This window comes from Anoxybacillus andreesenii (assembly GCF_030813005.1).
Lineage (GTDB): Bacteria > Bacillota > Bacilli > Bacillales > Cytobacillaceae > Robertmurraya > Robertmurraya andreesenii.
On record NZ_JAUSTU010000003.1, the window covers coordinates 46,284 to 59,069 of the forward strand.

A 12,786-nucleotide genomic window follows, 5' to 3' on the forward strand; every position below is an offset into this window, starting at 1 on the left:
CATCTAGCTTTTTTCTTAAGCAACTGGCTCCGATAAATGAAAGTGTTGATCACGATACTACCTTCTGTGTATGTGTTCGCTATGTTATTCGTACCGAATAAAACCCGTTCACAGCATACACAGAAGGCTATATCCACATTGAACAAGAACACAGCCAATCATTGAACAAAAATAACTATTGCTGTTCGCTATTCTGGTTTTGCTCATTGTCCTGTACCATGTCTTTGACATCCTGAACCATATGGTCAAAGGCCTGGTTGACCCGCTGCATTAAGCTGTCATCATTATTCTGCTCGTTTTCTTGTTTCTTCTGTTCCACGCTGTCACACCTCCCATATTATTTTGTGTCAAGCAAGGAAAATTTATTGCGCTTGTGAACATTATTTCTTCTAACCTTTCGCTTAATAATTTCCGTAATGTAAAGGAAAACATTGGTCCAGGAATCATGGTATACTATCCTTCGAAGGAACGGGGAGATCGATGATGAAGGAAAAAATATATGAAGTGGACTTATATGCACCAGTACAAAAATATTTGCAGGAGCAAGGCTACACTGTTTATGGTGAGGTCAACGATTGTGACGTGGTGGCGGTAAGGGAAGATGAACTGCTAATCGTTGAGTTAAAGCTTAATCTGAATATCGACCTACTTATACAAGCGACAAAGCGCCAACGATTAACAAATTTCGTGTATATTGCGATTCCAAAACCAAAATATAAACGATTCTCGAAGAAGTGGCATGACATGTGCCATCTTATCAAGCGGCTTGAGCTCGGATTGATGGTGATTACTTTTTTAAAAAGTGGTCCGAAGCTTGAAGTCATATTTCCACCAGGACCCTTTGACCGGAAGAGAAGCATCCAACTAGCGAAGAAAAAGAGGAACAAACTTCTTGAAGAAATAAATGGACGCCATGTTATCGACAATATTGGAGGCAGCAATCAAACGAAAATTATGACGGCGTACAAAGAGAATTGCATTCAGATTGCTTACTACTTGGAACGGTATGGGCGTTTGTCTCCGAAAGAGTTACGGCAATTGGGGACCGATGAGAAGACCCAATCCATCCTGTACAATAACCATTACGGCTGGTATATAAGAGAAGAAAAAGGAATCTACAATCTTAGTGAATTGGGAAAAAGAGAGTTAAAGAATTTCCCAGAGGTAGTGAAGTATTTTTCGGAGAGGGCTAAGGACCCTGAAGTAAAGTGTAAATCCAATGAAAAAAATCCTTAATACGTCGTATTGAGGATTCTTTTCATCGCTCTTATCTAGTATTTCCAGCGATAATGGCCTGCAATTGGAGTCTTAAAGGAGCTTAGCTTCACTTCGGCTGCAAATGGCGGATTATTATGTATGAAATAGGGAGTTCCATCCTTGGCCCTTTTATCTGAAACAATGCCTACATGTTGGTAGCCATCAAGAAAAAGGACAATATCACCAGGCTGCCATTCCTTTAGATTATTCACATCACCAGGAATGAGCTCAGTCGTCAGGCTTTCTGTAAATCTCTCAAAAAAGACGTATTGGTTTGGGACTCTGCGAAAATCAATATTTGGATCTGGTTTTCCCTCAACCCTTGCGTACAGGTCCGTATTTGCAGCAATATCCTCATCCATTTGATTTTTCAACAAAATGTTGGCACCGAGAAGGCCCCTCCAAATCACATCCGTACAAACTCCTTCTTCATCCGGTGGATACCCTCCTTTATAGTAATTACTTTCATATCTCGTACGATTCTTAACTTCTTCCCGTGCGGCTATGACTATATCGAGAGGATCAGGGATATCATTATGGTTCCGATCGACATTTACATAGGTTTCAGGTATCTTTAGTTCCTTCGAAAAAGGATTTTCAATGTGGATGCCAACATAATCGAGGATCATTCCTTTTCTAAAGAAAAGCACAAAAATCAGGAGAACAAAACAGATAAAGACCATGATTCTAGAAGCCTTGGACAATTTTACCACCTCAATTATATGACGGCCAAAAAGCTGATAAAGTTTCAGAAATTTTAAAATCCGTTATGAAAATGAAATTTGAATAACGATTTAATTTTCTTAATATACTATAAATATATGAAAGATAAAGTATAAATTCTATTAAAGTACTTGATTCCTAACGTATTTTTTAAATTCTATAAAAAGTCAAAATATTTCATAATAATATATTGAATTTTTGTAGAAAGAAGAGTAATATAGCATTTATCAAAAATATTCATCTTGGAGGATTTATCAGCATGCAGAAAAAGCTATCATTTTCATCTTACTTAGTTATCGGAGTTATGTTATTCGCCCTATTTTTTGGGGCTGGAAACTTAATTTTCCCTGCACAGCTAGGACAGAATGCAGGAGACAACCTGTTGCCAGCTGTGATTGGATTTTTGGTTACCGGGGTTGGCTTACCCTTTTTAGGGATTCTCGCTATGGGATTTTCGGGGAGTTCAAACTTACAGGAGCTTGCTAGCAGAGTCCATCCGAAGTATGCCATCTTTTTTACATCTTTACTCTATTTAACCATTGGACCATTTTTTGCAGCGCCACGTACTGGGACTGTTGCTTATGAAATCGGAATTACACCATTTGTTCCCGAAGATTCTATCAAACTTGGATTGCTACTTTTTACCTTTGTATTCTTTGGTATAACCCTATGGTTATCGTTAAACCCAGCTAAAATTGTGGATCGAGTAGGAAAAATCCTTTCTCCAGGAATCATCATCTTGTTATTTTTCCTATTAATTATGACGGTGATCAAGCCGTTAGGCCCAATCGGTGAACCGCAGAACGCCTATGTGAATAACCCTCTTGCCAAAGGGATTATCGAAGGGTACAACACGATGGATGCATTGGCTTCGCTTGTTTTTGGAATTATTGTGATTAATGCGATTCGCGTGATGGGGGTAACCTCAAGAAAGGGGATTCTATCTGCAACGTTCAAGACAGGAGTTGTAGCAGTTTCCTTCCTTGCTATCATTTATGTAGGAATTTGTTACCTTGGGGCAACGAGTACGGAAAGATTTGGCTTATTTGATACAGGGGGACCCGTTCTAAGCAGTGCCTCATCCTATTATTTCGGTACCTTTGGCTTAGTGATTCTCGCTGTTATTATTATTTTAGCATGTCTGACAACAAGCATTGGTTTGATTACTGCCTGTGGAGAATACTTCAATAGTCTATTTCCGAAGATCAGTTACAAGGCATTTGTCATCTTCTTTTCATTATTTTCATTTGTGATTGGGAACTTTGGGCTCGGAAATATTATTACATTTTCCATTCCAGTATTAATGTTCCTCTATCCACTTGCTGTAACCCTGGTGTTACTAACATTCTTGTCGCCATTATTTAATCATTCAAGAATGGTATATGTAGCGGGAACCGTAGTTGCATTCCTGATTAGTATCATTGACGGCATTAAGACTCTATGTGAAACTCTTGAAATTTCTTATTTCAAGTGGCTCGAAGTAATCATTTCCTTTTATGAAAAAGCATTGCCTCTTTACGAACAAGGACTTGGCTGGCTTTTACCTGTTCTAATTGTCGTTGTAATCACAGGGATATTTGCTAGATTTCAGAAGGTATCCATGATAGAGGTAAGATAATTGTTGAAACCGATCTGTATAGGTCGGTTTCTTTGTAGTTTCATGAGCCTGATGCTTTTCTTTCCAAATATCTTCATGTATGATAAAGACTGATCAATTTTTTTACATAAAAGGAGCTGTCATAATGACAAAAAGAGGAACCATTCAAATGCAAACTGGAGAAAAAATTGAGTTTGAATTATACCCAAATGAAGCACCAGGGACAGTAGCAAACTTTGAAAAATTAGCTAATGAAGGCTTCTATAATGGTTTAACCTTTCACCGTGTGATTCCTGGATTTGTAAGCCAAGGGGGCTGCCCAAGAGGAAATGGGACAGGTGGTCCTGGTTACACAATCAAGTGTGAAACTGAAGGAAACCCACATAAGCATGAGGTAGGGTCATTATCGATGGCTCACGCAGGAAAGGATACGGGTGGAAGTCAGTTCTTCATCGTTCACGAGCCACAACCACATTTAAACGGTGTTCATACGGTTTTCGGTAAAGTTACAAGTGGTATGGAAACAGTTTTGAGCATGAGAAATGGCGATGTAATGGAGAAGGTAGAAGTATTTGACGCATAAAAAGAAGGGCATCCAGGAGAGCAATAACTCCGGGTGCCCTTTTTTTATCGACTAATTTAACTGCTGGGACCATTCCTCGACATTCCAGACCTTGGTAACCCAATCCTCATAGAAATCGGGCTCATGGCATACTAGCACAATGGTTCCTTTATATTCCTTTAAAGCTCGTTTTAATTCAGCCTTTGCATCAACATCCAAATGGTTCGTCGGCTCATCGAATAAAAGCCAGTTACTTTCATTCATTTGCAGCTTACACAGACGGACCTTCGCTTGCTCGCCCCCGCTTAATTGGCTCATCTGACGGGAAATATGTTCATTTTTGAGCCCACATCGTGCAAGGGCAGCACGGACCTGATGCTGATCAAGGCTCGGGAATTCGTTCCAAACATCCTCGATCGGTGTGATGTTCCCTGCCTTCACTTCCTGTTCGAAATAAGAAGGGTAGAGGAAGTCACCTTTTTCAATTTTTCCACTGAGCGGAGGAATGACCCCCAACATCGTTTTCAACAGTGTTGATTTTCCGACACCGTTGCAGCCGACAATCGCAATTTTATCGCCACGCTCAATGGTCATGCTCATTTTTGGAAGGAGAGGGTGATCGTAGCCAATTTCAAAGTCAGTTCCTTCAAAGACATATCTTGAGCTTCCACGTGATTCCTTAAAAGAGAAGGTAGGCTTAATCGCTGTTTCTGGTCGGTCAATTCTCTCTAGGCGCTCCAACTGCTTTTGGCGGCTTTTTGCTCTTCCTGTTGTCGAATAACGGGCCTTATTTTTTGCGATAAATTCTTCCTGCTTTTTAATGAATTCTTGCTGTTTTTCATATGCGTTAATATGCTGATTTTTCGTAATTTCAGCAAGCTCCAAAAACTTTTCATATGTTGCGGTATAACGATTCATTTTGGAGAACTCCAAGTGAAAGATCACATTCGATACTTGATTCATAAATTCTGTATCGTGAGAGATAAGGATAAAGGCATGTGGGTATTCCCTGAGATAGCCGGTCAACCAGCGAATATGCTCGACATCCAGGAAGTTTGTCGGCTCATCCAGTAAGAGCACTTTCGGTTTTTCGAGCAAGAGCTTTGCAAGTAAAACCTTCGTTCGCTGTCCACCGCTGAGAGCAGCTACATCTCGATCGAGTCCAATCGCATCAAGGCCAAGTCCACGGGCTGCATCTTCAACCTTTAAATCAAGGGTATAAAAATCGCCAGCATCCAATTGGTCTTGGATCTCAGCCATTTTTTCAAGCAATACCTCAAGTTCTTCTGGTGTTGCCTCCGCCATTTGCGCAGTTACTTCATTTAGTTCCTGTTCCCGTTTAAATAGCGGCAGAAAGGCATCATTCAAAATATCCCGAATCGTTTTCCCGGGTGTTAACACGGTATGCTGGTCGAGATACCCGTAATGGACGCCTGGTGTCCACTCAACCTTTCCAGAATCATGGATTAATTGCTTCGTGATAATTTTCATCAACGTTGATTTCCCCACGCCATTTGCGCCAACGAGACCAACATGATCCTCTGCTAAAAGACGAAAGGACACATCTTTAAAAAGCGTCCGATCCCCAAACGTATGACTTAATTTCTCAACTGTTAGTAAACTCATTCATATATCCTCTCTTTATCTGTATAAAATAAATCAACATCTATTATTAAGGTCGATAATCTATTTTACTAAATTTACAAAATGAAGACTAGACATTTCACATAGTTTGTAAATAAAGGGAGAAAAATAAGAGGATCGAAAAAGATAGTCGAATTTTATCTGTCCTTTATAGGTGTACAAATTATAGTTTTGTGATAAATTAATAGTTATAAAAACCAATATTAACAAGGGTTATCAGGATTTATAATTGTCCACCTGCGAAAGACAGATGTCTTTTCAGGATATCTTTTAAGAGAAAGGGGATTCATTATGTCGAGTAAAACACTGGATGCTTTTTTACAGGAAAACCTTGAGGAATTAAAAGAAAAGGGTCTTTATAATGTGATAGATCCGCTTGAAAGCCCGAATGGTCCAGAAATCACCATAAAAGGGAAGAAACTCATCAATCTTTCCTCGAACAATTATTTGGGGTTAGCAACAGATCAAAGACTGAAGGCTGTAGCGATCGAAGCGATACAGAAATACGGAGTTGGTGCTGGGGCTGTTCGGACCATCAACGGTACATTAGATCTGCACGTACAGCTAGAGGGAAAATTAGCGGAGTTCAAGCATACCGAAGCGGCCATTGCTTATCAATCTGGTTTTAACTGTAATATGGCGGCCATCTCAGCCGTAATGGATAAAAATGATGCGATTCTATCTGATGAACTTAACCACGCTTCGATTATCGATGGCTGCCGTTTATCAAGGGCGAAGATCATTCGTTTCAATCATTCCGATATGGATGACTTACGAAAAAAGGCGAAGGAAGCTACAGAATCAGGTCAATACAATAAGGTCATGGTTATTACAGATGGGGTCTTCTCAATGGACGGGGACATTGCCAAGCTTCCTGAAATCGTTCAAATTGCCGAGGAATTCGACCTTATCACCTATGTGGATGATGCTCATGGTTCCGGGGTTCTAGGAAAAGGGGCAGGAACGGTCAAACATTTTGGTTTATCTGACAAGGTAGATTTTCAAATTGGGACATTATCAAAAGCAATTGGTGTTGTTGGTGGCTATGTAGCTGGAAAAAAATCTTTAATTGATTGGTTAAAGGTGAGAAGTCGTCCGTTTCTTTTTTCAACTGCCTTAACCCCAGCGGATGTTGCTGCTTGTATAGAAGCCATCAATATTCTTATGGAGAGTACAGAATTAAATGAACGACTTTGGGAAAATGCAAATTATCTGAAAAAAGGCTTAGTCGATCTCGGGTTTGATATTGGGGAAAGCGAGACTCCGATCACTCCATGCATCATCGGTGAAGAGGTCAAAACTCAGGAATTTAGTAAACGTTTATACGATGAAGGAGTTTATGCGAAATCGATCGTGTTCCCAACAGTACCAAAAGGAACGGGAAGAGTGCGCAATATGCCTTCTGCCGCACATACAAAAGACATGCTTGATCAAGCTTTAGCCATTTATAAAAAAGTTGGGCAAGAGATGGGAATTATATAAGAAGCAAAGGTTTGGAGGAGCAGCTAGATGAATCGAATACTGATTACAGGGGCGTTAGGACAAATCGGGTCCGAACTAACCACGAAGCTAAGAGGAATCTACGGTGTGGACAATGTGATCGCCACAGATATCCGCAATCCAGAAGAGGAGACAGATGGACCATTTGAGGTTCTTGATGTTTCTGACGGCAACAAAATGTATGAGCTTGCCAAACGACACAAGGTCGATACGCTCATCCATATGGCCGCCTTGTTGTCAGCAACAGCTGAAGCGAAGCCGGTATTTGCATGGAATTTAAATATGGGTGGACTCATGAATGCGCTCGAGACCGCTCGCGAGCTGTCATGTCAATTTTTCACACCAAGCTCCATCGGGGCATTTGGGCCAACAACTCCAAAGGACAATACACCACAGGATACCATTCAAAGACCAACGACGATGTACGGAGTAAATAAGGTAGCTGGGGAATTGCTAGCTGATTACTATTTTCAAAAATTTGGAGTAGATACGAGGGGAGTTCGCTTTCCTGGCTTGATCTCCTTTGTTACTCCACCCGGAGGCGGGACAACCGATTATGCGGTAGAAATCTATTATGAAGCGGTGAAAAATGGGTCTTATACCTCATACATTGACAAAGGTACTTATATGGATATGATGTACATGCCTGATGCACTGAATGCGATCGTCGATTTAATGGAGGCAGACCCATCGCGCCTAAAACACCGCAATGCCTTTAATGTAACAGCTATGAGTTTTTCTCCGGAGGAAATTGCGGATGAAATAAAAAAACATATTCCAAGCTTTGAAATGAATTACCAAGTTGATCCGATCCGTCAATCCATTGCCGATAGCTGGCCAAACTCCATTGATGCAACGGCAGCAAAGGAGGAGTGGGGCTTTAAGGCTGAATATGATCTTGCAAAAATGACTGCGGATATGATCGAGAAATTAAGCTTGAAATACAAAACTATCCAAAAATAACGATATTAAAAGGGTGTTCTCATAAAATTTCTTTGAGAACACCCTTTTTTCATTGCTTCACATAGATAAGCTTTTCTTTTTTCTCGATGACTTTCCCGATGATGGATGCAGCCTCAATGCCTTCTTTATGTAAAATCTCTACATATTGACGAGCTTCGTTTTCAGGCAAGGCGATAAGCAGACCACCCGAGGTAATGGCATCACATAGAATAATTTGTTCCTCTGGAGAAATGTCTGTGTATTCCACATCATTTTCCAACCATTTGTGATTCGATTTCGAGCCGCCAGGGACGACACCATTTTTCGCTAATTCTAATGTACCCTCTAGTATCGGAACCTTGCTTAGTGAGATCTCAAAGCTTACGTCACTGCCACTTGCCATTTCACTGCCATGACCGAGAAGACCGAAACCAGTGACATCTGTTACGGCATGCGGTGAAAATCTATGAAGAGGCTCAGCTGCCTTCTTATTTAATGTTGCCATCACCTCTGTCACCTGTTGTTCCTGTTCAGACGTAACAGCTTGGCGCTTAATACCTGTTGTCATAATGCCAACACCAATTGGCTTCGTCAAGACAAGAACATCACCAGGACGTGCTCCAACATTTTTCCATACTTTTTTCGGATGGACGATCCCCGTAACAGAGAGTCCGAACTTTGGTTCTTGATCATAAATCGAGTGTCCGCCAATAGTAACGGCACCTGATTCTATCACCTTGTCCCCAGCACCTCGTAGGATTTCAGCAAGCATATCCGCACCAAGCTTTTTCACTGGGTAGCCGACAATATTCAGAACTGTTTTTGGCGTTCCGCCCATAGCATATACATCGCTTAAGGCATTCGCAGCGGCAATTTGCCCAAACATATATGGATCATCCACAATCGGAGTGAAATAATCGAGAGTTTGTACAAGTGCAATTTCGTCTGTTAATTGATAAACCCCACCATCATCTGATGTTTCATGCCCGACAAGCAGTTCAGGGATAGGGTCATGCTTTGGCAATAGACGCAGAACCTGCGCTAGGTCCTTAGGACCAATTTTACAGCCTCAGCCAGCTTTCGTTGATAATGAAGTAAGGCGAATTTTTTCTTCTTTACTCAACTGGTCCACCTCCTTATATCAGTATACCTCTTCTGATTCTGAAAATCACTTCTCGATTATTTGATGAAAAAGGGGGATTATACTAAAATGGTCATAATCACAAAATGTTAATATTTTGTGAAATTTCCATAGAATTTTGGGAGGAGTCAAATTGGGTAAGTTTGAAGTACAAGTAGAATTCTGCATGATGTGAAACTATGCACCAAAAGCCGCGGGTCTCGCGGAAGATTTATTTACTGAGTTTCGTTCTGAAATCAGTCAAATGAACTTAATTCCAAGCTCTGGTGGAGTCTTTGAAGTAACCGTGAATGGTGAAAAAATTTATTCCAAGGATGAAACAGGTGTTTTTCCAAAGAGTGAGGAAATTATTGATAAAATGAAGACCGTTTAAGCCCAACCCTCATCGTTTTTGATGGGGGCTTTTATTTTGGAACTCCATTCTAATTTGCGAAAATGATATAATAGAGCGGCAGAGATGACGATGGAGGAGTTCATATGAAAGAATTGGTTCGATACATACCACCTATCCATGAAATTCAAAAAACTGCGGGGTTTAGGGAAATCTTGCAGGAGTTTGGAATAGAAGAAGAACACCTAACCAAAATGGTGAAGGAAGCACTGGATGAATATAGAAGCTTGATTTTACAAGAAAAATGGCTAGGACCTCATCCAGCTGACATGGAATTTTCGGAGAAGCTTTTTTCTAAAGTTAGAAAGCTGCTTTCACTGCAGTTTCAATATACCTTGAAGCGTGTCATTAATGGTACGGGGACTATTTTACATACAAATCTAGGAAGAGCGAGAATGAGTGACCGGGCGATCGAGCATGTGGTGGAAACGGCCAAATCCTATTCGAACCTTGAATATAATCTCACAGAAGGGGAGAGAGGGTCACGTCATTCCCATGTGGAGAAGCTCATCAAGGAAATAACAGGGGCTGAAGCTGCGATGGTCGTGAACAATAATGCAGCAGCCGTCTATCTCATTTTGCGAGAGCTTGCTTCTAATAAGGAAGTGATTGTATCTCGAGGAGAGCTTGTGGAGATCGGTGGTTCCTTCCGCATTTCTTCTATTATGGCAGAGAGCGGTGCCCAGCTTGTTGAGGTTGGGACAACGAATAAAACCCATTTGTACGATTATGAAAGAGCAATAAATGAGAATACCGCTATGGTGATGAAGGTACATACGAGTAATTTTAAGGTGATTGGTTTTACAAAATCTGTGCAGACAGAGGAGTTAGCCCAGGTTTCAGCAGCCCATGAACATGTTATCTTTTATGAGGATCTAGGAAGTGGGGCTCTTTATGATTATGGCAAGCATGGGATCGGGAGCGAGCCAGTCGTTGCAGATGTCTTACAAAAAGGGGTTGACCTCGTTTCCTTTAGTGGGGACAAGCTACTTGGAGGTCCGCAAGCAGGCATCATTGTCGGGAAGAAGCAACTCATTGATCGCTTGAAAAAGAATCAGCTTGCCCGGGTCGTTCGTGTTGATAAAATGACGCTGGCTGCATTAGAAGGAACGCTGATTGACTACTTAAGAGGGGAAAATGGTTTGCGGAATATCCCAGTTGTCCGTGATATGCTGTCAACGAGGGAGGAACTGAGAGCTAGAACAAGTGCATTCATTCAAGCTTTGGAGGAGAATTCGAATCGATACGAGGCTAGGATAGAGGAAAGCGTCAGTCAAGTGGGCGGCGGCACAATGCCAGAGGTGGAACTCCCGAGCTATGTAGCTGTCTTAAAGCATAAAGAAATTTCAGCGGAGAACCTAGCAAAGAAGCTTCGGGTGGAGCATCAGCCTTCGATCATTGTGCGTATTCAAAAAGATGAGGTTTTAGTTGATCTTCGCTGTATCACAGAGGAAGAAGAGGAAATGGTGCTAAACGCATTAAGTGGTATTTAATAGTGGAGAGTTGTGAGTCCCGATTTATTTTGAAATCGGGACTTATTTCGTTGTGATCGTGTGATCTCAGTTGATTAGTTCCTATTTAGGACTAATCCAATGGGAGAAGAGCGAACTGAGTCTCTAATCGGGACTCGTACACCGGAATACAGCAAACTGAGTCCTGATTATCTCTCAATCGGGACTCGTACGACGAAAATACAGCAAACTGAGTCTCGATTACCTCTTAATCGGGACTCATACAACCGGAATTCAGCGAACTGGGTCTCAATTATCTCCTAATCAGGACTCGCTCGACCGAAATACAGCAATCCGAGTCTCGATTACCTCTCAATCGGGACTCATACAATCGGAATTCAGCGAACTGAGTCTCAATTATCTCCTAATCAGGACTCGCTCGACCGAAATTCAGCAATCCGGGTCTCGATTAACTCCCAATCGAGACTCATCTCGCTAGAATCCCCCGATTTCAGTCTTGATACCCGCTGAATCAAATCCGCTCATTTCGACAAATATCATCATAATCTCAATTGCTTCTAAATATTTCATATCTACTTACATATCATGATGACTATTGTGTTTTTGTCTCGTATGATTGCGGTTTTTAACTTTTTTCGAACCGCTTAATGGTTCCGGTTGTCCCGGATTATCGCCTTTCGGAGCGTTTTTTCTCATATCCTTGCTATCATTTTTATTCAATTTCATCCCTCCTATGCAATAGAATGCTGTCGAAAAACGTTAAATATACCGAATATTTTTCTGACGGAATGCATAATTTAACCTCACATCATGAATGAAAGGAGCATCAACATGCCACAGCATAAAAATAAACAACAGGCCTTCCAAGCTGCACAACAGGGAGTAAGTGAAGCACAACATCTTTATCACGATATAGTCCGAGACAGCGCAAGCTACGGTCATCAATTAAAGCACCTAAAAAATGAAGTAAACGAAGCATTGCAGCAAATTGAAAATGCGTTGGAAGTGGCTTCCGAAACGCAAAAGCCCCAATTAGAGCAATTTCGTCAGGATATAACGGCGATTGCCCACGAGGTAAACCAGACAGAATGAAGGAATGGACTCAGGACAGTAAATCCCTGAGTCCATTCCTTCATTGATTCTTTTTCCTCTTCTTATTGTTTTGCCGTTGTGCTTCAGTTAACGGTTCATTCGATAATTCCTCATTAAAACCTGCCCCTTTGCCCTGAGCACTGGCAGCATTCATTCCTGGAATGACATGATTGGCCTTGCGTTTAACCATTTTTTTCACCTCCAACCATTACTTTTTCCATTCGTTGAAATGTCATACAAACAATAGCCTCCCGATTTTTCTAGACAAAGTCTTTCACTTTACTAGAATAACTTTGCTGCCAAACATAAAATTCATTTTACCCCATGCATATGATTTAATTACACAGTTTTAAGTTTTTTTGGCAAAAATACAATAATAGAATAAGTAAAACTTATCAAAAACAATAACTTTCTTGTTATTTACTTATATAAAAGACTGTATTAATATAAGATTGTAAGAAAAGT

13 protein-coding genes and 1 pseudogene are annotated in these 12,786 nt (G+C 40.9%); 8 read left to right on the forward strand and 6 right to left on the reverse strand.

Annotated elements, in window-relative coordinates; translation table 11 throughout:
• Positions 1-175: 175 nt before the first annotated feature.
• The gene (locus J2S07_RS03905) at positions 176-319 is read right to left on the reverse strand and encodes a hypothetical protein (protein ID WP_307149101.1); all 144 of its coding nucleotides are present in this window, start codon (positions 317-319) and stop codon (positions 176-178) included.
• A gap of 164 nt (positions 320-483) precedes the next feature.
• On the opposite strand from J2S07_RS03905, the gene J2S07_RS03910 reads away from it, so the two are divergent.
• Complete coding sequence (locus J2S07_RS03910) at positions 484-1,236, forward strand: DUF2161 domain-containing phosphodiesterase (protein WP_307149102.1); 753 nt, start codon at positions 484-486, stop codon at positions 1,234-1,236.
• A gap of 35 nt (positions 1,237-1,271) precedes the next feature.
• On the opposite strand, the gene J2S07_RS03915 is transcribed toward J2S07_RS03910, so the two are convergent.
• The gene (locus tag J2S07_RS03915; protein ID WP_307149103.1) at positions 1,272-1,961 is read right to left on the reverse strand and encodes a DUF1287 domain-containing protein; all 690 of its coding nucleotides are present in this window, start codon (positions 1,959-1,961) and stop codon (positions 1,272-1,274) included.
• A gap of 278 nt (positions 1,962-2,239) precedes the next feature.
• Here J2S07_RS03915 and brnQ point away from each other — a divergent pair, with 278 nt between their 5' ends.
• Complete coding sequence (gene brnQ / locus J2S07_RS03920; protein ID WP_307149104.1) at positions 2,240-3,598, forward strand: branched-chain amino acid transport system II carrier protein; 1,359 nt, start codon at positions 2,240-2,242, stop codon at positions 3,596-3,598.
• 124 nt (positions 3,599-3,722) lie between these two features.
• Entirely contained in the window at positions 3,723-4,160 is a 438-nt protein-coding gene (locus J2S07_RS03925) for a peptidylprolyl isomerase (protein WP_307149105.1), read from the forward strand.
• Positions 4,161-4,211: 51 nt separating this feature from the next.
• Here J2S07_RS03925 and J2S07_RS03930 read toward each other — a convergent pair whose 3' ends face one another.
• On the reverse strand, positions 4,212-5,765 hold the full coding sequence (locus J2S07_RS03930; protein ID WP_307149106.1) for an ABC-F family ATP-binding cassette domain-containing protein: 1,554 nt from the start codon (positions 5,763-5,765) through the stop codon (positions 4,212-4,214).
• 309 nt (positions 5,766-6,074) lie between these two features.
• On the opposite strand from J2S07_RS03930, the gene J2S07_RS03935 reads away from it, so the two are divergent.
• Together J2S07_RS03935 and J2S07_RS03940 are read left to right on the forward strand one after the other, a co-directional pair.
• Positions 6,075-7,265: a glycine C-acetyltransferase gene (locus J2S07_RS03935; protein ID WP_307149107.1), complete on the forward strand. Its 1,191-nt coding sequence runs from the start codon at positions 6,075-6,077 to the stop codon at positions 7,263-7,265.
• Between the two features lie 27 nt (positions 7,266-7,292).
• Complete coding sequence (locus J2S07_RS03940; RefSeq protein WP_307149108.1) at positions 7,293-8,246, forward strand: L-threonine 3-dehydrogenase; 954 nt, start codon at positions 7,293-7,295, stop codon at positions 8,244-8,246.
• A 49-nt stretch (positions 8,247-8,295) separates the two neighbouring features.
• Here the strand turns inward: J2S07_RS03940 and selD are convergent, their stop codons facing one another.
• Positions 8,296-9,348, reverse strand: a complete 1,053-nt coding sequence (gene selD / locus J2S07_RS03945) for a selenide, water dikinase SelD (RefSeq protein ID WP_307149109.1) — start codon at positions 9,346-9,348, stop codon at positions 8,296-8,298.
• Positions 9,349-9,553: 205 nt separating this feature from the next.
• Here selD and J2S07_RS03950 point away from each other — a divergent pair.
• Positions 9,554-9,739: pseudogene (locus J2S07_RS03950) on the forward strand (Rdx family protein); the annotation flags it as partial.
• A gap of 104 nt (positions 9,740-9,843) precedes the next feature.
• Positions 9,844-11,250, forward strand: a complete 1,407-nt coding sequence (gene selA / locus J2S07_RS03955) for an L-seryl-tRNA(Sec) selenium transferase (RefSeq protein WP_307149110.1) — start codon at positions 9,844-9,846, stop codon at positions 11,248-11,250.
• A 555-nt stretch (positions 11,251-11,805) separates the two neighbouring features.
• On the opposite strand, the gene J2S07_RS03960 is transcribed toward selA, so the two are convergent.
• Complete coding sequence (locus J2S07_RS03960) at positions 11,806-11,955, reverse strand: small acid-soluble spore protein P (protein WP_307149111.1); 150 nt, start codon at positions 11,953-11,955, stop codon at positions 11,806-11,808.
• 105 nt (positions 11,956-12,060) lie between these two features.
• On the opposite strand from J2S07_RS03960, the gene J2S07_RS03965 reads away from it, so the two are divergent.
• Positions 12,061-12,321 (forward strand): hypothetical protein, encoded by a 261-nt coding sequence (locus tag J2S07_RS03965; RefSeq protein ID WP_307149112.1) that lies wholly within the window; start codon positions 12,061-12,063, stop codon positions 12,319-12,321.
• Positions 12,322-12,361: 40 nt separating this feature from the next.
• Here J2S07_RS03965 and sspO read toward each other — a convergent pair whose 3' ends face one another.
• Positions 12,362-12,511 carry a small acid-soluble spore protein SspO gene (gene sspO, locus J2S07_RS03970; protein ID WP_307149113.1) on the reverse strand — a complete coding sequence of 50 codons (150 nt, stop codon included), beginning with the start codon at positions 12,509-12,511 and terminating at the stop codon, positions 12,362-12,364.
• Positions 12,512-12,786: the final 275 nt, after the last annotated feature.